General features: G+C 68.1%; 15 protein-coding genes. 13 read left to right on the forward strand and 2 right to left on the reverse strand.

Annotated features, from left to right (window positions below):
- The first annotated feature begins 15 nt into the window (after window positions 1-15).
- From CA2_RS05675 to CA2_RS05725, 11 genes are all read left to right on the forward strand, one after another.
- Window positions 16-1,242, forward strand: a complete 1,227-nt coding sequence (locus CA2_RS05675) for an HDOD domain-containing protein (protein ID WP_369441157.1) — start codon at window positions 16-18, stop codon at window positions 1,240-1,242.
- A gap of 187 nt (window positions 1,243-1,429) precedes the next feature.
- A complete protein-coding gene (locus CA2_RS05680; protein ID WP_042413644.1) occupies window positions 1,430-2,029 on the forward strand; it encodes a LysE family translocator in 600 nt (199 codons plus the stop codon).
- 226 nt (window positions 2,030-2,255) lie between these two features.
- The gene (locus tag CA2_RS05685) at window positions 2,256-3,440 is read left to right on the forward strand and encodes an aminotransferase-like domain-containing protein (protein WP_042413649.1); all 1,185 of its coding nucleotides are present in this window, start codon (window positions 2,256-2,258) and stop codon (window positions 3,438-3,440) included.
- A 95-nt stretch (window positions 3,441-3,535) separates the two neighbouring features.
- Window positions 3,536-4,480 (forward strand): PhzF family phenazine biosynthesis protein, encoded by a 945-nt coding sequence (locus CA2_RS05690; RefSeq protein WP_042413652.1) that lies wholly within the window; start codon window positions 3,536-3,538, stop codon window positions 4,478-4,480.
- Window positions 4,481-4,594: 114 nt separating this feature from the next.
- Complete coding sequence (locus tag CA2_RS05695) at window positions 4,595-5,782, forward strand: imelysin family protein (RefSeq protein ID WP_042413655.1); 1,188 nt, start codon at window positions 4,595-4,597, stop codon at window positions 5,780-5,782.
- A 77-nt stretch (window positions 5,783-5,859) separates the two neighbouring features.
- Window positions 5,860-7,338 (forward strand): di-heme oxidoreductase family protein, encoded by a 1,479-nt coding sequence (locus tag CA2_RS05700; protein ID WP_042413660.1) that lies wholly within the window; start codon window positions 5,860-5,862, stop codon window positions 7,336-7,338.
- The gene (locus CA2_RS17480) at window positions 7,338-8,342 is read left to right on the forward strand and encodes an imelysin family protein (RefSeq protein ID WP_081888886.1); all 1,005 of its coding nucleotides are present in this window, start codon (window positions 7,338-7,340) and stop codon (window positions 8,340-8,342) included. Before CA2_RS05700 ends, CA2_RS17480 begins: the two co-directional genes overlap by 1 nt.
- Window positions 8,326-9,492: a DUF1513 domain-containing protein gene (locus tag CA2_RS05710; RefSeq protein ID WP_042413662.1), complete on the forward strand. Its 1,167-nt coding sequence runs from the start codon at window positions 8,326-8,328 to the stop codon at window positions 9,490-9,492. Before CA2_RS17480 ends, CA2_RS05710 begins: the two co-directional genes overlap by 17 nt.
- A gap of 199 nt (window positions 9,493-9,691) precedes the next feature.
- The gene (locus tag CA2_RS05715; RefSeq protein ID WP_042413665.1) at window positions 9,692-10,363 is read left to right on the forward strand and encodes a histidine phosphatase family protein; all 672 of its coding nucleotides are present in this window, start codon (window positions 9,692-9,694) and stop codon (window positions 10,361-10,363) included.
- 151 nt (window positions 10,364-10,514) lie between these two features.
- Window positions 10,515-11,123 (forward strand): hypothetical protein, encoded by a 609-nt coding sequence (locus tag CA2_RS05720; RefSeq protein ID WP_052369846.1) that lies wholly within the window; start codon window positions 10,515-10,517, stop codon window positions 11,121-11,123.
- Between the two features lie 108 nt (window positions 11,124-11,231).
- The gene (locus CA2_RS05725) at window positions 11,232-12,875 is read left to right on the forward strand and encodes an alkaline phosphatase D family protein (RefSeq protein WP_042413667.1); all 1,644 of its coding nucleotides are present in this window, start codon (window positions 11,232-11,234) and stop codon (window positions 12,873-12,875) included.
- Window positions 12,876-13,059: 184 nt separating this feature from the next.
- On the opposite strand, the gene CA2_RS05730 is transcribed toward CA2_RS05725, so the two are convergent.
- Window positions 13,060-15,015 (reverse strand): sensor domain-containing diguanylate cyclase, encoded by a 1,956-nt coding sequence (locus CA2_RS05730; RefSeq protein WP_042413670.1) that lies wholly within the window; start codon window positions 15,013-15,015, stop codon window positions 13,060-13,062.
- Window positions 15,016-15,230: 215 nt separating this feature from the next.
- Between CA2_RS05730 and CA2_RS05735 the strand changes: the two genes are divergently transcribed.
- The gene (locus CA2_RS05735) at window positions 15,231-16,739 is read left to right on the forward strand and encodes an ABC transporter substrate-binding protein (protein ID WP_245620891.1); all 1,509 of its coding nucleotides are present in this window, start codon (window positions 15,231-15,233) and stop codon (window positions 16,737-16,739) included.
- An 88-nt stretch (window positions 16,740-16,827) separates the two neighbouring features.
- Here CA2_RS05735 and CA2_RS05740 read toward each other — a convergent pair whose 3' ends face one another.
- Window positions 16,828-17,715 (reverse strand): creatininase family protein, encoded by an 888-nt coding sequence (locus tag CA2_RS05740; RefSeq protein ID WP_042413676.1) that lies wholly within the window; start codon window positions 17,713-17,715, stop codon window positions 16,828-16,830.
- A 100-nt stretch (window positions 17,716-17,815) separates the two neighbouring features.
- On the opposite strand from CA2_RS05740, the gene CA2_RS05745 reads away from it, so the two are divergent.
- On the forward strand, window positions 17,816-20,092 hold the full coding sequence (locus CA2_RS05745; RefSeq protein WP_042413679.1) for a protein-disulfide reductase DsbD family protein: 2,277 nt from the start codon (window positions 17,816-17,818) through the stop codon (window positions 20,090-20,092).
- Window positions 20,093-20,129 lie beyond the last annotated feature (37 nt).

Below are 20,129 nucleotides of genomic sequence, written 5' to 3' on the forward strand. Positions count from 1 at the left end.
CGGAGCGCTTGCGCTGTGGAATTCGTTCTGAATGCTTTGGTGATGGGCTATCGCCCGCTGTGGAATGCACAGCGCCACTTGGCGGGCGTGCAACTGTTCCTGCACGACACGCCCGACAACCCGGCCGACACGGCCCACCTGCTGCGCATCCTGCAGGAGATGTGGTCGCCCCACGCCCCCCTGCTGCTGCTGTCGCCGCAATCGCCGGCGCTGCTGCAAGGCCTGCTGGCCCAGATCGGCCCCAACCCCTCCTGGGCGCTGGAAGTGCGCGCCGAGTGGCTGAACGCCAACGCCCTGCTGCGCGCCCTGACCACGCGCGCCGCCGAAAAGGGCGTGCGCCTGGTCTGGCGCGGCAGCATGGAACGCCTGCCCACGGCCCAGGAAGCCAACAACTTCGCCTGCAGCCTGCTGCACCTGGAACCCCAGGATGCGCTGGCGCTGATGCACGCCACGGCCGACCAGGCCGTGTCCCAGCGGCTGTCGCTGCTGGAAGGGCAGATGTACGAGGACATCCACAGCCAGGCCCTGGCACGCCGCTGCCTGGAGCACTACCATGCCAGCGCCATCGCCGGCTGGCCCGACGAGGACGTGCTGCACAAGCTGCGCGGCGCCCGCGTGCTGCACCCCTCGCACGAGCACGTGCTGCGGCTGCTCAAGGCCGTCGATGCCGACCAGTCGCTGGAAACCTTTGAAGACATCCTCAGCGAGGACCCGCTGCTGGCCTACCGCTTCATGCTGTACGCCAACTCGGCCGCCCTGGGCGCGCGCAACCCCATCAACTCGCTGCGCCGTGCGCTGGTGATGCTGGGCTACGGCACGCTCAAGGAATGGCTGGGCACCCAGCTGATCCACGCCAGCCACGAAAAGGACCTGCAGCCCATCCGCCTGTCGATGGTGATGCGCGCCGCGCTGACCTCGCACCTGCTGGATGCCGGCGTCAGCCAGGAGCTGCGCAGCGAGGTCTACCTGTGCGGCCTGTTCTCACGCCTGCACGAGGTGCTGGACGAGCCGCTGGAGACCACGCTCACGCGGCTGCCGCTGTCCGAGCGCATCCCCCAGGCCGCCGTGCAGGGCGAAGGCCCGTACGCCCCCAGCCTGCAGTTGGCCCAGGCACTGGAAAGCGAGGACGGCGCCCACGCCATCCGCGCCCTGTGCGAGGAGCACGAGATCAGCCTGGAGCACGTCAACCGCACCCTGCTGCGTCTGGTGTGCGAATGGCCCAACCAGCGGCCCAGCTGGTAAAGCCATCAAAAATCAAAGCAACTGGCGCTCATCTGGCAAGCTTTTCGGATCGAAAATCCCTCAAACACCAGACAAGACCAGCGCCAGCAGCTTCGGTTTTTGACAAGCTCCCCATGCCGTCGGTGAAAACGCGCTGGCGCGGCACCCCGCAGCGGCCTACAGTGCGCCCCTGTTGACCCCGCCCGCCATGCCCCTGCACGAATTCACCGCCCTGCTCATTCTGGCCACGGCCATGAGCTTCACCCCCGGCCCCAACACCACCTTGTCGACCGCCATGGCGGCCAACCACGGCCTGCGCCACAGCCTGCGCTTCGTGCTGGCCGTGCCCGTCGGCTGGACCCTGCTGCTGGGGCTGTGCGCCCTGGGCGTGGGCGCGCTGATCACCGGCCTGCCCCCCCTGCGCGCGGGCATCAAGGCCGTGGGCATCGGCTACCTGCTGTGGCTGGCCTGGAAGCTGTCGGGCAGCGGCCAGTTGGCCCAGGCGCGGCCCGCGCAGCTGCAAATCAGTTTTGCCCAAGGGGTTTTGCTGCAATTCATCAACATCAAGGCATGGTTTTTGGCGTTGACCATCGTCGCAGGATGGGTCGCTGGCCAGGCCAACTTTGCCGAGCGCATGCTCGTCGTGCTCCCCGTCATGGCGAGCTACGCCTTCTGCAGCAACCTGTGCTACGCCTGCATCGGCGCTGCCTTGCGCCAGTGGCTGGCCCACGGCCGGCGCCTGCTGTGGTTCAACCGCCTGATGGCCGCCCTGCTGGTGGGCACCGCAGCCTGGATGTTGCGCGCCTGAAGCGGCGGTGATTTTTTCGGCCCGGCCCCTGCAAGCCGCGGCGCTTCGCCCCACAATAGCTGCACCGGCGCCGCCGCCCATCCCGTGCCCGACGCCCATTGCCGCAGCGCCCGGCTATGCGTAGTTTCCGGGTGACACGGCCATGCCCCACAACGGTATGCTCTTTGCACCACGCCTTGTCCGGCACGCGCACAGTGCGCGCGCCGCTTCTAGAGATTGAGTAGTTATGACGAATTGGACCCTGGCTGCACGTGCCGCCAAGATGAACTCCTCCGCGATCCGCGAGATTCTGAAACTCACCGACCGTCCCGGCATCATCAGCATGGCCGGTGGCCTGCCCTCCCCCGCGGGCTTCCCGATCACGGCCTTCACCGCCGCCTGCAACGCGGTGATGGAGCGTGACGGCGCCGCGGCGCTGCAGTACTCCACCACCGAAGGCTTCCCTGCGCTGCGCCAGGCCATCGCCGACTTCCTGCCCTGGGACGTCAACCCCGACCAGGTGCTGATCACCACCGGCAGCCAGCAGGCGCTGGACCTGATCGCCAAGATCTTCATGGACAAGGGCAGCCGCATCCTGGTGGAAAAACCCACCTACCTGGGCGCCCTGCAGGCCTTCACCCCCATGGAGCCCGTGGCTGTCGGTGTGGACAGCGACGACGAAGGCATGCTGGTCGAGGACTTCGCCGCCAAGGTCGGCAACGGTGCCGACAAGGCCCGCATCGCCTACGTGCTGCCCAACTTCCAGAACCCCACCGGCCGCACCATGAGCGAGGCGCGCCGCCAGGCCCTGGTGGAAAAGGCCAAGGAACTGGACATCCCCCTGATCGAGGACAACCCCTACGGCGACCTGTGGTACGAGGGCGAGCCGCCCCTGCCGCTGGCGGCGCGCAACCCCGAGGGCGTGATCTACATGGGCTCCTTCTCCAAGGTGCTGGCCCCCGGTCTGCGCGTGGGCTTCATCGTGGCCCCCAAGTCGGTCTACGGCAAGCTGACCCAGGCCAAGCAGGCCGCCGACCTGCACAGCCCCAGCTTCAACCAGCGCGTGGTGGCAGAGGTGATGAAGGACGGCTTCCTTCAGCAGCACATCCCCACCATCCGTGCGATGTACAAGGCCCAGCGCGATGTGATGCTGGTGGCCCTGGAGCGCGAAATGGAAGGCCTGGACGTGAGCTGGACACGCCCCGTGGGTGGCATGTTCCTGTGGGTGCGCCTGCCCAAGGGCATGAACGCCCAGGAGCTGCTGCCCGAAGCGGTCGAGCGCGGCATGGCCTTTGTGCCTGGCGCGCCCTTCTTTGCCGATGAGGCCGAACACAACACCCTGCGCCTGTCGTACGTGACCGTCTCGCCCGCGCAGATCAACCAGGGTATTGCCGCCCTGGCCGCCGCCATCCGCGCGCTCCAGGCCAAATAATCGCCTGGACGCCACCCCGGGTGGCGTATCGTGCACAGCGCATAGCTTCTCGCAAGCTATGCGCTTTTTTGTTCGCTCTGATTGGGAACCCCGCCATGTCCGCCCATTGCCCACCCCTGACCACCCGCCCGTTCATGACCGTGGACGTCTTCACCGCCGAGCCCTACCGGGGCAACCCGGTGGCCGTGGTGCTGGATGGCCAGGGCCTGGACGAGGGCCAGATGCAAAGCTTTGCGCGCTGGACCAACCTGTCCGAGACCACCTTCGTTTTGCCGCCGACGGAGGCCGGCCGCGCCCAGGGCGCCGACTACCGCGTGCGCATCTTCACCCCGGCCGCCGAAATGCCGTTCGCCGGCCACCCCACGCTGGGCACCTGCCATGCCTGGCTGACCCAGGGCGGCACGCCCCAGGACCCCACACGCATCGTGCAGGAGTGCGCCAAGGGCCTGATCCCCATCCAGCCCTCGGCCGCCGGGCTGGCATTTGCCACCCCGGCCACCCGCGCCCTGCCGCTGCCTGCCCACCTGCACCTGATCTACGAGGCCCTGGGCATCACCAACGAGCAGGTGCTGGACGCCGCCTACCTGGACAACGGCCCGCACTGGCTGTGCCTGCTGCTGGACAGCCCGGACACCGTGCTCGGCCTGGAGCCGGACCTGGCGCGCATCAAGGCCCTGGGCCACAAGGTGGGCGTAGCGGCACGCTACCAGGCCGACGACGCCACGCCGCTGATCGGCCGCGCCTGCCGCGAGGCCGAAGCCTTTGCCACCGGCCTGCGCGCCGCACCGGCCACAGCCCAGGCCCAGCTGGAAGTGCGGGCCTTTTCCACCACGGGTGTCGAAGACCCGGTCACCGGCAGCCTGAACGGCAGCCTGGCCGACTGGCTGATCGCACAAGGCCACCTGCAGGCGCCCTACATGGCCAACCAGGGCGCCTGCGTGGGGCGCGACGGCTGGGTGTCCGTGCAGCAGGACGCGCAGCAGCAGCTGTGGATCGGCGGGCAGACCGTGACCTGCGTGCGGGGCACGGTGCTGCTCTGAGCGAAGGGCCCTCAGGCCACGGCCCGGCCGCGTTGCGACAAAGCAAATAAAAATAATTATCAATCGCGTAGAATCCGCGCACCTTTGATTCTGCCTTGTGCCACTGCCTGCCTTATGTATCGCTATCTGATTGCCAGTGCCCTGACCCTTGGTACCCTCGCGGCCACACCGGCCTCCGCCGCCCAACCCGCTGCGACCAGCGCCCGCCCCAGCGCGCTCCAGGCCTCGGCCGTGGTGCAGCACTACAGCACCCTGGTGTATGCCAACTACAGCGACACCATCGCAGCCGCGCAGCAGATGCAAAAGGCGATCCATGCCTTCCTGGCCAAGCCCAGCCCCGCCACCCAGAACGCGGCGCGCAAGGCCTGGCTGGATGCCCGCGAGTTCTACGGCCAGACCGAGGCCTTCCGCTTCTACGACGGCCCCATCGACAACGCCGACGGCCCCGAGGGCCAGATCAACGCCTGGCCCATGGACGAGTCCTATGTGGACTACGTGGTGGGCGATGACAACGCCGGCCTGATCAACAACCGCAAGCTGCCCATCACCAAGGAACGCCTGGCCGCGCTGAACGAGCACGACGGCGAGGAGAACATCTCCACCGGCTGGCATGCCATCGAATTCATGCTGTGGGGCCAGGACCTGGACGACCACGGCCCCGGCGCGCGCCCCTACACCGACTTCGTGGACGGCAAGAAGCCGAATGCCGACCGCCGCCGCGCCTACCTCAAGGTGGTGACCGAGTTGCTGCTGGACGACCTGCAATCCGTGGCCGACCAGTGGAAGCCCGGCGTGAAGAACAACTTCCGCGCGGCCTTCGACCAGGGCGGCGACGAATCCCTGCGCAAGGTGTTCATCGGCCTGGGCTCGCTGTCGCGCGGCGAACTGGCGGGCGAGCGCCTGGAGGTGGCCATGGCCAGCCGTGACCAGGAAGACGAGCACTCCTGCTTCTCGGACAACACCCACCGCGACGCGGTCACCAACGCCCAGGGCATCCAGAATGTCTGGCTGGGCCACTACCAGCGCCGCAACGGCACGGTGCTGCAAGGCCCCGGCCTGCGCGACTGGGTGGCAGCGCAGGACCCGGTGATCGCCGAAAAGACCTCGCTGCAGATTGCCAAGTCCGTGGCCTCGGCACAAGCCATTCCGGCACCGTTCGACCAGGCCATCCAGGGCGCACGCGACAGCGCCGCACGCGCCAAGATCCAGGCCACGATCGACTCTCTGACCCAGCAAAGCAAAGACCTGGTGGACGCGGCCAAGGCCGTCGGCTTCGAACAGCTGAACCTGGTCGAGCCCTGAGCGGCAGCCACGGCTGCCTGTCCTCCTGCACCGCGGCCTGGCCGCGGTGGCTGTTTCCGGGCCTTCGGCCCCTGCCTATGACCTCCTTGCTCCGCACCAGCAGCGTGCTGGCCACCGCCCTGGCCTTGGCCGCCTGCACCGCCAGCCCGGCCCCTGGCGACACAGCCGCCAGCGCCGCAGATGCCGCGCAGGCCCTGTTTGCGCGCCCTGCCGCCGATGCCCAGCCCGGTGGCAAGACCACCGTGTTCTCCAACGGCCGTAACGCCTTCTCGCTGCCCGCCGCCAACCTTAGCGACGCCGAACGCACGCGCTTCGTGGTGGGCAACTCCTTTTTCAAGCGCAACTGGGTCCAGGCCCCGGCCTCCACCACCGCGCGCGACGGACTGGGTCCGCATTTCCTGGCCCGCTCCTGCGGCGGCTGCCACGTGCAGGACGGGCGCGCCCAGCCGCCCGACTTCCACAACCCGCTGGCGCCCCAGCCGTTTGCCGGCCTGCTGCTGCGCCTGTCGGTGCCCGGCACCGATGCCCACGGCGGCCCCAAGCACGAGCCCGTGTACGGCGATCAGTTCAACACCATGGGCATCCATGGCGTCCAGGGCGAGGGCGAAGTACACCTGAGCTACGAGCGCATTGAGGGGCAGTACGCCGACGGCACGCCCTACACCCTGGAAAAGCCCCGCTACCACCTGCGCAACCTGGCCTATGGCCCCATGGCCCCCGACGTCATGGTCAGCCCGCGGATTGCCCCGCAGGTGATCGGTCTGGGTCTGCTGGAAGCCATCCCCGAGGCCGAGATCCTGGCCAACGCCCAGGCCCAGGCGGCCAGCACCGGCCCCATCAAGGGGCAGCCCAACTACGTCTGGGATGCCTACGCCGAGCAGATGATCCTGGGCCGCTTTGGCTGGAAGGCCAACGTCGGCAGCCTGGCACACCAGACCGCCGGCGCCTTCCTGGGCGACATCGGCATCACCTCCCGCCGCTTCCCGCAACAGACCTGTACCACCACGCAGAAAGACTGCCTGGCCGCACCGAATGGCAATGCCAAGGGCCGGCAGGGGGTCGAGATCGAGGACTATGCGCTGGACGATGTCATCTTCTACCAGTCGACCCTGGCCCCGGCCGCGCGCCGCAACGCCCAGGACGAGGGCGTGCTGCGCGGCGAAGCCCTGTTCCATGCCGCCCAGTGCGCGCAGTGCCACCGCCCCAGCTACCGCACCGGCACCGCACTGTTCCCGCGCCTGAGCAGCCCGGCCCTGTCCGGCCAGGACATCACCCCCTACACCGACTTGCTGCTGCACGACATGGGCGAGGCGCTGGCCGATGGCCGCCCGGACTTTGCCGCCAACGGCCGCCAGTGGCGCACGCCCCCGCTGTGGGGCATCGGCCTGCTGCCGGCGGTGAACGACCACCAGCGCCTGCTGCACGACGGCCGTGCCCGCGGCGTCGCCGAGGCCATCCTCTGGCACGGTGGCGAAGCCGAGGCGGCGCGGGAACAATTCCGCCACCTGCCGGCACCCGACCGGGCAGCCCTGATTCAATTTGTGGAATCTCTGTGATGCGTTGCTCTTTCTTCTCCCTGGGCCTGATCGGGCTGCTGACCGCTGGCCATGCCCTGGCCGCCGCACCACCGGCCACGCCCCTGACCTCCGGGGCCGCTGCCCAGGCGCTGTACGCACAATGGTTTGTGCCGCAATCGGCGCAGGCCAGTGCCTCCGCACAGCAGTTGCACACCCAGGTGCAGCAGTACTGCGCCGGCCAGGCCAGCCTGGCGGCGGCGCGCGCCCAGTTCACCCAGGCCAGCCAGGACTGGGAGCGCCTGTCGGCGCTGGCCATGGGTCCGCAGATCGAACGCCGCACCGCGCGCATGGTCGACTTCCAGCCGCTGCGCCTGCCCCTGCTCAAGACCGCGCTGCGCAAGGCCCCCCAGGATCTGGCCGCGATGGAGACGATTGGCGCACCGGCCAAGGGCTTCCCGGCGGCCGAGCATTTGCTGTGGGTCGACGTGGCCCAGCCGCACACCCCGGCCTGCCACTACGTCGGCCTGGTCGCTGCCGAGCTGGCCCAGGAAATGCACGACCTGCACCAGGCCAACCTGGCTGCCAGCGCCAGCACCACGCTGGATTTCCACAGCACCGCAGAATTCCTGAACCAGTGGATCGGCGGCCTGGAACGGCTGCGCTGGCAGTCCATGGACAAGCCGCTGCGCAGCGCCAGCCCGGGCAAGCCGGCCGCCGTCACGCGCGCACCCAGCCAGGGCACGCTGGCCAGCTGGCAGGCGCAATGGGGCTCGCTGCGCCACCTGGCCGTGGGCGACGCCCGCCAGCCGGAACACGTGAGCATGGCCCGCCTGGTCGAAGCCCAGGGCTGGACACGCCTGGCCGACGAGCTGCGCGCCGCCGTGCAGCAGGCCGATGCCGCCATGCAGGCCGTGGACCGTGTCGAGCTGGCACGCACCACCCCAGCCAGCCGGGCGCTGAGCCAGCTCAAGCACCTGGTGGAAAACGACGTCGCCCTGGCCCTGGATGTCACCATCGGCTTCTCGGATGCCGACGGTGACTGAGCCCGCCTCGCGCACGCGCCGGCAGTGGCTGCAGGGCATGGCGCTGCTGGCAGCCTGGCCCACGCGGCCCTGGGCGCAGGCCGCCCAGCCTCCCCGCTGGGCCGCGGCCTGGGCCGTCGGGCCCGACCTGTTTGTCGGCGTGCTGCAGGCCCCGGCCACCGCCACAGACCGCCTGCAGGTGGTCCAGGCCCACGCCATCCCCACGCGGGCCCACGGCATGACCCAACTGGCCGATGGCCGCCTGCTGTTTGCCAGCCGCCGCCCCGGCGACTGGCTGCTGCAGCTGCACCCGGATGGTCGCGCGCACTGGCACTGGATCGAGCCCGACCGCGCCTTCAACGGCCACGTGATCGCCAGTGCCGACGGCCGGCAGCTCTACACCACCGAAACCGACCTGGCCGACAGCCAGGGCCTGATCGGCGTGCGCGACGCGCAGACCCTGGAGAAGATCGCCGAATGGCGCACCGGCGGCATGGACCCGCACCAGCTGCTGCTGGACCGCGATGGCAGCCTGGTGGTGGCCAACGGCGGCATTCCCACGCAGCCCGAGACCGGGCGCCGCAAGCTGCGCCTGGACCACATGGACTCGTCCATCGTCCGCCTGCGGCCCCAGGACCGGGGCGCCCTCGCCGGCCAATGGCAGTTGCCCGATCCGCGGCTGAGCCTGCGCCACCTGGCGTGGGGACCGGCCGTGGCCTGGGACCCGGGCCAGCGCTGGCTGGGCATTGCCCTGCAGGCCGAGCACGACCTGGCCGAGGACAAGCTCCACGCCCCGGTGCTGGCCCTGTTCGACGGCCAACGGCTGCACACCGCCCCCCGCCCCACCGGCGCGCCCTGGCAGGGCTATGGCGGCGACATCAGCAGCGACGGCCACCTGTTTGCCGTCAGCTGCCCGCGCGCCGACGTGCTGAGCTGGTGGCAGCCCCCGGCCACGCCGAACGCCCTGGCGCGCTGCCTGCGCCAGGATGCCCAGGCCGGCGTGTACAGCCTCAGCAACCCCAGCGTGATCCAGCCGCTGCAGCCGCCGCGCGCGCCCGTGTGGTCTGGAGGCTCGCAGCAGGTGCTGCAGTGGCCTGGCCAGACGGCCATCGGCCGCAGCGACCACCTGGCCCTGGACAACCACTGGGTGCAGCTGCCACCACAGCTGTGAATGAAAAGTGGCTGCAGCGCTCATCCCATCAGCGCTGACAGCTATCAAAACCTTCTCTCCATCCCGTCCACGGCGCCCCAGCCTGCCGGCGCATACACCTGCGGGCCGGCCTGACCCCCTCCGGGACTGCGGCCCGGCCGCCACCATCGTCTCCGATAGGACAGGCATTCCGCATCGACCGCTTCCACAATCTGCGGCCATGGGAACCCTCTACCTTGTACGCCATGGCCAGGCTTCATTTGGCGCCGATGACTACGACCAGCTCAGCCCCCTGGGGCTGCAGCAGTCCCAGCAACTGGGCCGCTACTGGCACGAGCGCGGCCAGCGTTTCGACGCGGTCTGCACCGGCACGCTGCGCCGCCATGTACAGACGCTGGAAGGCATCCAGGCCACCTTGCCCGGCCTGCCCGCGGCCCAGGCCCTGCCGGCACTCAACGAGTACGACAGCCACGCGCTGATCCGCTGCATCCACCCCGACCCGCTGCCGCCGGCAGACACCCCGGAGCGCTACCGGGCGCACTTTCGCCTGCTGTGCGATGCCATCGCGCAATGGATGTCCGGCGTGATCAGCCCCGCCGGCATGCCCACCTGGGAAGGCTTTGCCGACGGCATCCGCCAGACCCTGGACCAGCTACGCCGCCAGCACCCGGACGGGGACGTGCTGGTCGTCAGCAGCGGGGGCCCTATCTCCACCGCCGCGGGCCTGGTGCTGGGCGCACCGGCCGAGGTGTCGATCGCCCTGAACATGCGCATCCGCAACACGGCCGTGACCGAGCTCAGCACCAGCCCCAAGCGCCTGATGCTGCAGACCTTCAACACCCTGGGCCACCTGGATACGCCCGCCACCCGCGACTGGGTCACCTTCGCCTGAGGCCCTCTGCCACGGCCCTGCGGCGGCAGTACCGCCGGTGGCCGGCCCCCGCAACGGACCGCCACCGCGCACCGGCCACGCTGCGTACGCTGCAGGGGCATTGGAATGGGCTTACAACCAAGGCTTTGTACCCCCACGGCAGCAGACCACCATGTCCGGAATCCCCCGCTCCCCGGCGCCCGGCGACCGCCCCGCGCACCCCCCCAGCCTCGCCACCCTGCAACAGCTGCGCACGCAGCTGGGCACGGCCTTGTCCCCCCACCAGGCCCTGGCGCTGTTCGCGGTGGAGGGCCCCGTCTGCACCCTGCTGGTCAGCGACAGCGACACCAGCCCGCCCGTGCTGCACCATCTGCCGCTGGGCCTGCAGTCGCTGACCCAGCGCAGCTTCCAGCAGCGCATGCCCACGCCCGCCCAGCTGGAGACCGGCATCATGGAGGTGGAGGACGCCGTCATGCCGCAGGCACGCCTGCTGCCCGCGCACACCCTGCTGGCGACGCGCGATCCCCTGTTGCGCCACCTGGCACTGCAGGCCGTCGGTGGCCATGCCCCGGGCGAGGTGCCCGCCATCACGCGCGAGGCCATCGAGGCGCTGTTCGAGCGCCTGGTGGCCCAGTCCAGCCGCCACTACAGCCACCAGGACCCCGACCTGCCCCAGGATCCGCGCGCGGCCGCCGCACTGCTGGTCCTGCGCGAAATCCTGCACCACTGGCAGTGCACCCACCTGTGGCTGCTGCCGGACAGCGTGGATGCCGCCCCTTGAGCACACCTCGGTGACCGACCTCGTGGCCGCAATGCCGCATCACCAGGTCGCCCGTGCGGCACGGACGAACTTTCAGACCAAACCACCTCCAGCGCGCACCACACCTGCATGAATAGCTCACTTTTCCATCGCTCGCTCACCGGTCGCCGTGGGTTGCTGCTGGGCGCCGGCCTGGGGGCGGTCCTGGCCCAGGTGCCCGCCTGGGCCCGCAGCGGCAGCGCCCAGCCCGAGCACGACCCGTTCACCCTGGGCGTGGCCAGTGGCGACCCGCAGCCGGACAACGCCCTGATCTGGACGCGCCTGACCCCGCCCGCCCACTGGCTGGGCCAGGCCGAGGCCCCGCCGTTGCCCGCGCTGACCGTGCGCTGGGAACTGGCGCACGACCCGGCGTTCCGCCACATCGCCGCCAGCGGCCAGACCCAGGCCCTGCCGGAATGGGGGCACGCCGTCCATGTGCAGGTCAACGGGCTGGCGCCGGGGCGCCACTATTTCTACCGTTTCATGCAGGGCGACGCCATCAGCCCCACCGGCCGCTGCGGCACCGCCCCCGCGCCCGGGGCAGCGGTGCCACGGCTGCGCCTGGCTTTCGCCGCCTGCCAGCGCTGGGAGCACGGCCACTACGCCGCCTGGCGCTCCGTGGTGCAGGACCAGCCGGACCTGGTGCTGTTCCTGGGCGACTACATCTACGAGTACGCCCAGCCCGCGAACGCCGAAGGCCTGGCCCGCCCGCAACCGCTGCGCACCGCCCGCACGCTACAGGACTACCGCGACCGCTACGCACTGCACAAAAGCGATCCGCTGCTGCAGGCCGCACACGCGGTCTGCAACTGGAGCGTGATCTGGGACGACCACGAGGTGGAAAACGACTATGCCGCCGACCAGGGCGTGGGCGATCCCAGCGCCTTTCTGGCCCGGCGCATGGCCGCCTGGCAGGCGTTCTACGAAAACATGCCGCTGCGCGCCGGGGCCCTGCAGCGCAGCCAGCAAGGGCTGCAGCTGTACCGCAGCCTGCGCTGGGGATCGCTGGCCCAGCTGCACCTGCTGGATGGCCGCCAGTACCGCAGCCTGCAGGCCTGTCGCACGCCCGGCAAGGCCGACAGCGGCAGCGTGCACACGGACCGCTGCCCGGAGCTGTTCGACCCCGCCCGCAGCTTTCTGGGCCGCGAACAGGAAGCCTGGCTGGGCCGCCAGCTGCAGGCCGACAGCCGCCACCACCCCGAAGCCGCACGCTGGAGCGTGGTGGCCCAGACCACCTTGTTCACCGCCCGCCGCCGGCCCAGCGGCCACCAGTCCACCGACAGCTGGGACGGTTACCCCGCAGCCCGCCAGCGCCTGAGCCAGCAGATCGCCGAGGCCGCCCCGCGCAACAGCGTGCTGCTGGGCGGCGACATCCACCAGAACTACGTCTGCGCCGTGCCCACGCTGGCCGACCGCCCCCCGGGCGCCGGCAACCCGGTGCTGGCCAGCGAGTTCTGCACCACCTCCATCAGCTCGCGCAGCGGCACCACCCAGGACAAGGTCGACGCCCTGCGTGCCCACAACCCGCAGGTGCTGCTGGCCCGCTGCGAGGAACGTGGCTACAGCCTGGTGGACATCACCCCCACCACCTGGCGCACCCAGCTGCGCACCGTGGCCAACCCCTTGCGCGCGGACAGCCCGGTCACGACGCTGGCGCAATTTGCCGTTGAGGATGGAAAAGCCGGCCCGGTGGAAATTGGATGCAAACCGGCGATGGATGCAGTCCGTCAGTGAGCACATGGGCTTTGGAATCACGAATCGTGCGCTTGCGCTGAATGCCCATCGCGGGTGCGGGCATGGCAACGGCCTGCATCGCGGTACGGACTCTCCGCTGGGGATCAGGGAAACATTTCAGCAGCACCGCACGCCCCAAGGCGAGGTGACGCTAGCGGCACCATCCCGCCAGACCGGAGGCCGATCAGTCTGCGGTTTGCACGCACACCTGGTTGCGCCCAGCGCTCTTGGCTTGGTACAGCGCGGCATCCGCCATGGCCATCAAAGAGCGGCCTCCCAGACAGTCGCCCGTTCTCGGTGTCACGCTGGCAACGCCGACGCTGATCGTGACCACCTGCACCTCCGGAGCTGCGGCGTTCTCGAGGCCTTGCATTTGAACGTCCTGGCAAAGATGGCAGGCTATCTGCTCGGCCTGAGCAAGCGTGGTGTTGGGCAGTAACACCACAAACTCTTCCCCACCAAAGCGGAATGCAGACCCATCCCCCCCTTGCACCTGCTGCTCAAGGACGTGGGCCACTTGCTGCAGGCACACATCCCCCTGCAAATGGCCATAGTGGTCGTTGTAGCTTTTGAAATGGTCGATATCGATCACCAACACCGCCAAAGGCTGGCTGTCACGCATGGCATGTTCCCATGCCTGATCCAATGCCTCATCCAGGGCGCGGCGGTTGGACAGCCCGGTTAAGCTGTCTTTGCGTACCTGGTGCTCCAGCAAAGTGCGGTATTCCTCCAGGGCCTGGTCCGTCACCTTGCGCTGTGTGATGTCCTGGATGGTTCCAATAATTTTGGCCGTTTGATCGTATGCGGCGGCATCTTGCATTTCGCACCAGCACTCTATCGTATGCGTATGCGTATGCGACTGCGGGAGCTGGGGACGCAGATCGAACTCAATTTTCTGCACCGTCCCGAAACGCCGTACCTTCAACAGCTTTCGCAGCGTGCGTTTGATTTGTTCTGCGGGTATGTAGCGAGCCAAGTCGGAGAAAGTCAGTTGCCGCTGGCCTTGCGTTCCCAATATCTCGACCGCCATCGGGGACAGCTCGATCTTCCGGTTTGAAAAATCGATCGAGAAAAAGCCCAGCAATGCCGTTTTCTGCGCTCGCTCCAGCCACTTCATGTGGTTTTCGAGTTCGATTTTGAGCACATGTTCGCGCTGACCCGTGCGCCAGATCCAGTACAGCACCGTGGACAACATGAGCAAGGCGGAAATTCCGATCAGCAGGCCCAAGAAAACCCCTTCCTTGCGCTGATCGTGGGCAAACGCTTCGGTCACATCGATTTTGCTCACCAGCAACCAGGGTGAATCGGGCACCACACCACTGGCTGCCAACACCTGTTGCCTTCGATAGTCAGGACCGTAAAGAACGCCACGAATACCCGCGAACGCCTGCACCGCCACCAGGTCATCATCCTGTTCAACAGAAGCCAGCCTTTCGAATGGCTGGGAAATGCGATGCCGCAACGGATTGATGTGTACAACGTCCAAGCCTTCACGCTGCAACAACATCGATTCTGCGGTAGCGCTGCCTTGCTGAATCGCATTCAAAAGTGGGAAAAGGTTAGCGCGCAAGTCCACCACCATCCACAGCGCCCCCAAAGGCTGCAAACCATCGTACAAAGGGGTGAGCACAGAGAAAGTGGGGTACGCAAACTGGGCTTGTCGGTAAGGCTCCACCACCACCGCTTGCGCTTGCAGCAAGGCTTGTTGCAACGCCGCTTGTTCACGCTCCGGGAGCGTGCGCTCCTCCGCACCCGCCGTTGCTAGCAGGATGCGCCCTTCGGCATCAAGTAACAACACCTTGGCAAATTCATTGCGCTCCGTCAGGCTACGCAGACGGTTTTCCAAATCATCGCGTACCAGTGCATCGTGCTGAACCAGCCAACGCGATAAGGCGTGAGCAAACAGCATGTCGTCCATCAGCGACTCAGCTGCAGCCAGCGTGCTGGACCGCCACTTGGCCAAACTCTGGAGCACCCGGTCGTTGTTGCTCTTGAGCCCACTCTCTATTTGGTGGCGATAACGCAGCTCACGCTCTGTATAGACGTGCATGCCTGCCCAAGCAAGTACAACTTGCACGATGACCACGACTGCGATCACATGCCAGAGATGTTTGTCTTTGTACTGTTGAAGCTTGTGCATGCCGATTCAGCGATCTGCCGGCGCCCCATAGGCTATGCCGGTTCGCCAGTTCCCTGAGCTTATCCGCGCGTTACAAAGATGAAAGCCAACCTCGCAACATTACTCGTAGCATCAAATAACTGCTTACAAAGCCGCGTGCGCTTGGTCAATTATCGGATACTGATTGATACATACGGACATCGCAGCCAATAACCAAGCACGCCATGTTCCCTCTCATGCCTGTACCGAACATTCCTCGTCGCCGCTGCCTCCAGCAATTGGGCGCAACCGGCTTGGCGGCTTGTCTGCCACTCTCCGCTATTGCCCAACCCCGGCGTGACAGCGTAACGCTGAATATTGCACTGGAGCCTGATGGCCTGGACCCCACACGATTTGCAGCAGCCGCCTGCGGCCAGGTGGTGCTCTACAACATTTTTGAGGGCTTGGTCAAAATCAGCGAAAACGGAGCCGTCGAACCGTTGCTGGCATCCCGCTGGCAGATCGACGCCAGTCAACGCATCTACACCTTTGAGTTGGTGCCGAATGTGCGCTTTCACGATGGCGCTGCGCTGGATGTGGAGTGTGTGCTCTTCAGCTTTCGCCAAGCACAGGCTCCGAACTCTCCAAACAAGGCCAAGAAAAGCGTCTTTGACAACATTCAGCGCATGACCGCTAAAGGCGCTCTTCGCTTCGAGCTAGAACTGCGCAATCCTGATCCACATTTTCTTTTTCACTTGGGAGAAGCCAGCGCAGTCATCCTTCACCCTAATTCAGCCGCCTCTGCTGCCACGCATCCGATTGGTACAGGTCCGTATGCATTTGTCAGGTGGCGCAAGGGACACAGTGTGCAAATGCGCAAGTCTGCGACCTTTCGAGCACCAGAAAAAGCAGCGATTGAGCACGCCACGTTCCGTTTTATCAATAATTTGGAAGAGCAGGCTCGAGCCTTGGAGCAAGGCGAGGTGGATGTCTTCATCAATTTCATCACACACGATCTGCACCGCTTCCACGGCGATCCGCGCTACCAAGTGCTACTGGGCTCTTCCAGTGGCAAAGGCATGCTGGCCGTCAACCACCGCCACCCTGTCTTGAAAGATGTACGGGTACGCCGTGCAATCACCTATGCAATCGATCGCCAAGCTTTCGTCAGCAGCATTTTGCAGGGCAAAGGCAATGTCATCGGCAGCCACTTTGCCCCTACGGACCCTGGCTTCCTGAATCTTGCGCACCTGCATGCTTACAGCCCGGAGCGTGCCAAAGAGCTGCTCCAACAAGCTGGCGTGAAGACGCCCCTGGAACTCACGCTGACCCTGCTTCCCGTTCCGTACGCCCGCGAAGGAGGCCCCTTCATCGCCGCGTACTTGGAGAAAGTTGGCATTCGGGTGCACCTCCAGCCAGTGACCTGGCAGGAGTGGCTGAGCAATACCTTCCAGGGGGACTTCGATCTGACGCTGATCAACCATGTCGAGCCGCTGGATCACATGATCTATGCCGATCCCGGGTATTACTTTGGCTATGACAGCGCAGATTTCCGCGACCTGACGCATCGCCACGCAGCATCCCGCAACCCGCGTGAGCGCCAGTTGTTGTACGCGGCCATGCAACGGTATTTAGCCCAGGATGCAGCCAACGTCTGGTTGTTTAATTCACAGGTCAGTGCCGTGGCACGCAAGGGCTTGCAGGGCCTTTGGATGAACTACCCCATTTATACGCACGATATTGCGTCCTTGCGCTGGGCCAGCTAGGCACCGCAGGTGACGGGCGCGCGCACGGTGCCGAATCAGAGGGCACGCGGCACATTGCAGCCGCCCGCCCTGCCACGGCGCGCAGGCCTCAGCCCAGGGGGCTGGGCTCCGCGCCCACGGTCGTGGCCGGCAGCCGGTGCACCTCGGCCAGCAGGGCCGCCAGGCTGACCCCCACGGCCTCCACCAGAGCCTGGCCGCGCGCCGCATCGGCCGCAGCGGCATTGCCGGCCGCGCCGCAGGGGTTGTAGTCCTGCATGGCCCAGCCCAGCTTGGCACTTTTGCCGTTGCCCAGAATGGGATAGTCCCGGGCGCGTTCCTCGGAGGTGGAGGCGAAGTTCTGCGCGTGCTGCATGCGCACCAGCGCGGGCGCCAGGTGCAGCAGCATCGAGGTTTCCATTTCCCCGCCGTGCACGCCAAAACGGTGTTCGTGGGCACTGAAGGCCGCATCGGCCCCGTGCAGCGGCAGGTTGAACCAGCTGCTGTGGTAGACCAGCAGCCCGCACTGCATGCGCAGCTGGCGCGCGACGATGTCCATGCTGCTGACGTTGCCGCCGTGGGCGTTGAAGATCAGCAGCTTGTGCACGCCGGCGCGGGCCACGCAGGCGCCGATTTCGGTCCACAGCGCCAGCAGCGTGGCGGGCGACAGCCCCAGCGTGCCGGCGTAGCTGGCGTGTTCCAGGCTCAGCCCGATCTGCTGCGTGGGCAGGACCAGCACCGGCACCTCGGCCGGCAGGTGCGGCAGCGCGGCGGCGACCATGCCGTCCACCAGGGTGCTGTCCACCGACAGCGGCAGGTGCGGGCCATGCTGCTCCACCGCACCCACGGGCAGCACCGCCACGGTCTGCGCGGCCAATCCGCTGCGCTGCGCCAGGGCGAAGTCACGGGCCGACACCCCGGCCCAATGGCGCGCGGGCCAGGCCGTCAGCGGCACATCGGGGACATCGGGCGGGTTCACGGGGAGAGGGAAGGAGCACATGCCCCTGATCTTAGAGCGTGTTGCAGCGCTACGCCGCCGCCCGGCCGAAAGCCGCCCTGCGGAAGGAACCACAATACGGTTTCCGCCTCCAAGCTTTGCCATGCCGATATCTGCCCCCGCTTTTCTCCGCCGCCTGCCCCTTGTCTGGGCGCTGATCCTGTTGAGCCTGCTGCTGGTGTGCGGCGCCGCGCTGCCGACCGCGGCCCAGGCGCAACTGCAGCTCAAGCTGGGCGGTGCAGCGGCGCAGGGGCCGTCCGACACCGTGGTCACGCCACGCGTGCGCGCCCAGCTGGTGGCCCTGGCGCCCGAGGGCATCGCCCCGGGGCGGCCGCTGGCGCTGGGCCTGCGCATCGAGCACCAGCCCGACTGGCACACCTACTGGAAGAACGCGGGCGACTCCGGCCTGCCCACGCAGCTGACCTGGCAGCTGCCGGCCGGCCTGCAGGCGGGCGAGATCGCCTGGCCCGTGCCCCAGCAGATCCGCGTGGGCGACATGCTGAACTACGGCTACGAAGGCACGGTGCTGCTGCCCGTGCCGCTGCAGGTGGCGCCCGACTTTGCCCCCGGCAGCGACGGCGGGGTGGACATCCGGCTGCACGCCAGCTGGCTGGTGTGCCGCGTGGAATGCATTCCCGAGGAGGGCAACTTCCTGCTGCGCCTGCCGGCCTCCGCCCCCCAGACCCTGTGGAGCGCGGCCTTCGAGGCCGCCCACGCCCAGGCGCCACTGGCGCTGGACACGGCCCAGGCCAGCGCCAGCGCCAGCGCGTCGGACGGCGGCGAGCGCCTGCAGCTGCGCGTGGCTGGCCTGCCGCAGGCGGCCCACGGCCAGACCCTGGCGCTGTACCCCGAGACCGCCGACACCCTGGTGCATGCCGCCGTGCTGGGCCAGGACTGGCACCAGCGCTGGGACGGTGCCGTGTGGACCGCCGACGTGCCGCTGTCGCCGATGCGCGGCGAGGCCCCGCCCCAGCTGCCCCTGGTGCTGGGCCTGCCAGCCGCCGGCACCGACGTGGCCCACGCGCCACCCGCCCAGGCCTGGCGCATGCAGGCCACGGTGCAGCAGCCCTGGCAGGCGGCCCAGCTGGCCAGCGTGTCGCCCGCGCTGGCGGCGGCCCTGGCCGCCAACCAGCAGGCCGCGGCCACGCTGCCGGCCCCGCCCGCGCCCAGTGCCAGCGCCGCCACCTGGCTGCTGGCGGTGCTGGGCGGCCTGGTCGGTGGTCTGCTGCTCAACCTCATGCCCTGCGTGTTCCCGGTGCTGGCGATCAAGGTCATGGGCTTTGCCCGCCATGGCACGGACACCGCGGCCCAGCGCCGCCACGGCCTGGCCTATGCCGCCGGCGTGGTCCTCAGCTTCCTGGCCCTGGGCGGCGTGCTGCTGGGCCTGCGCGCGGCGGGCGAACAGCTGGGCTGGGGCTTTCAGCTGCAGTCGCCGGCCGTGGTCGCGGCGCTGGCCGCGCTGTTCACCCTGATCGGCTTGAACCTGGCCGGCGTGTTCGAGTTCGGCCACGTCCTGCCCAGCCGGGTCGCCAACCTGCACGCCCGCCATCCGCTGGGCGATGCCTTCCTCTCCGGCGTGGTGGCGGTGGCGATTGCCTCGCCCTGCACCGCGCCGTTCATGGGCGCCTCGCTGGGCTTTGCCGTGGGCCTGCCGGCGGCGCAGGCGCTGTCGGTGTTTGCGGCCCTGGGCGTGGGCATGGCCCTGCCGTATGTGCTGGTCAGCTGGGTGCCGGCGCTGCTGCGCTGGCTGCCCCGCCCCGGCGCCTGGATGGACACCTTCCGCCGCGCCATGGCCTTCCCCATGTTCGCCACCGTGATCTGGCTGGTGTGGGTGATCGGCCAGCAGACCGGCATCGACGGCGCGGCCACCCTGCTGGCCCTGCTGCTGTGCCTGGCGGCCCTGGCCTGGACGCTGACGCTGCGCGGCCGCACGCGCGCGGTGCTGGCCCTGCTGGTGCTGGCGCTGGCCGGGTGGCTGGCCCACAGCCTGGGGCGCAACCTGCTGGAGCCCGCGCCGGTGGCCACGGCCACCTCGGCGCGCGACACCTGGCAGCCCTGGTCGCCCGACGCCCAGGCGGCGCTGCTGGCCGCCGGCCGCCCCGTGTTCGTGGACTACACCGCCGCCTGGTGCGTGACCTGCCAGGTCAACAAGCGCACCACCCTGGCCGATGCCGAGGTGCTGGCCGACTTCGCGCGCCGCAACGTGGCCCTGCTGCGCGCCGACTGGACGCGGCGCGACCCGGCCATCACCCAGGCCCTGGCCGCCCTGGGCCGCAACGGCGTGCCGGTCTACGTGCTGCTGGCACCGGGCCAGCCCCCGGTGGTGCTGACCGAACTGCTGTCGCGCCAGGAAGTGCACGCGGCCCTGGCGCAGTTGTAAAAACCAGAGCGGTTGGCGCAGGTCTGGCCTGCATTTC

This window comes from Comamonas aquatica NBRC 14918, from assembly GCF_000739875.1.
GTDB lineage: Bacteria > Pseudomonadota > Gammaproteobacteria > Burkholderiales > Burkholderiaceae_C > Comamonas > Comamonas aquatica.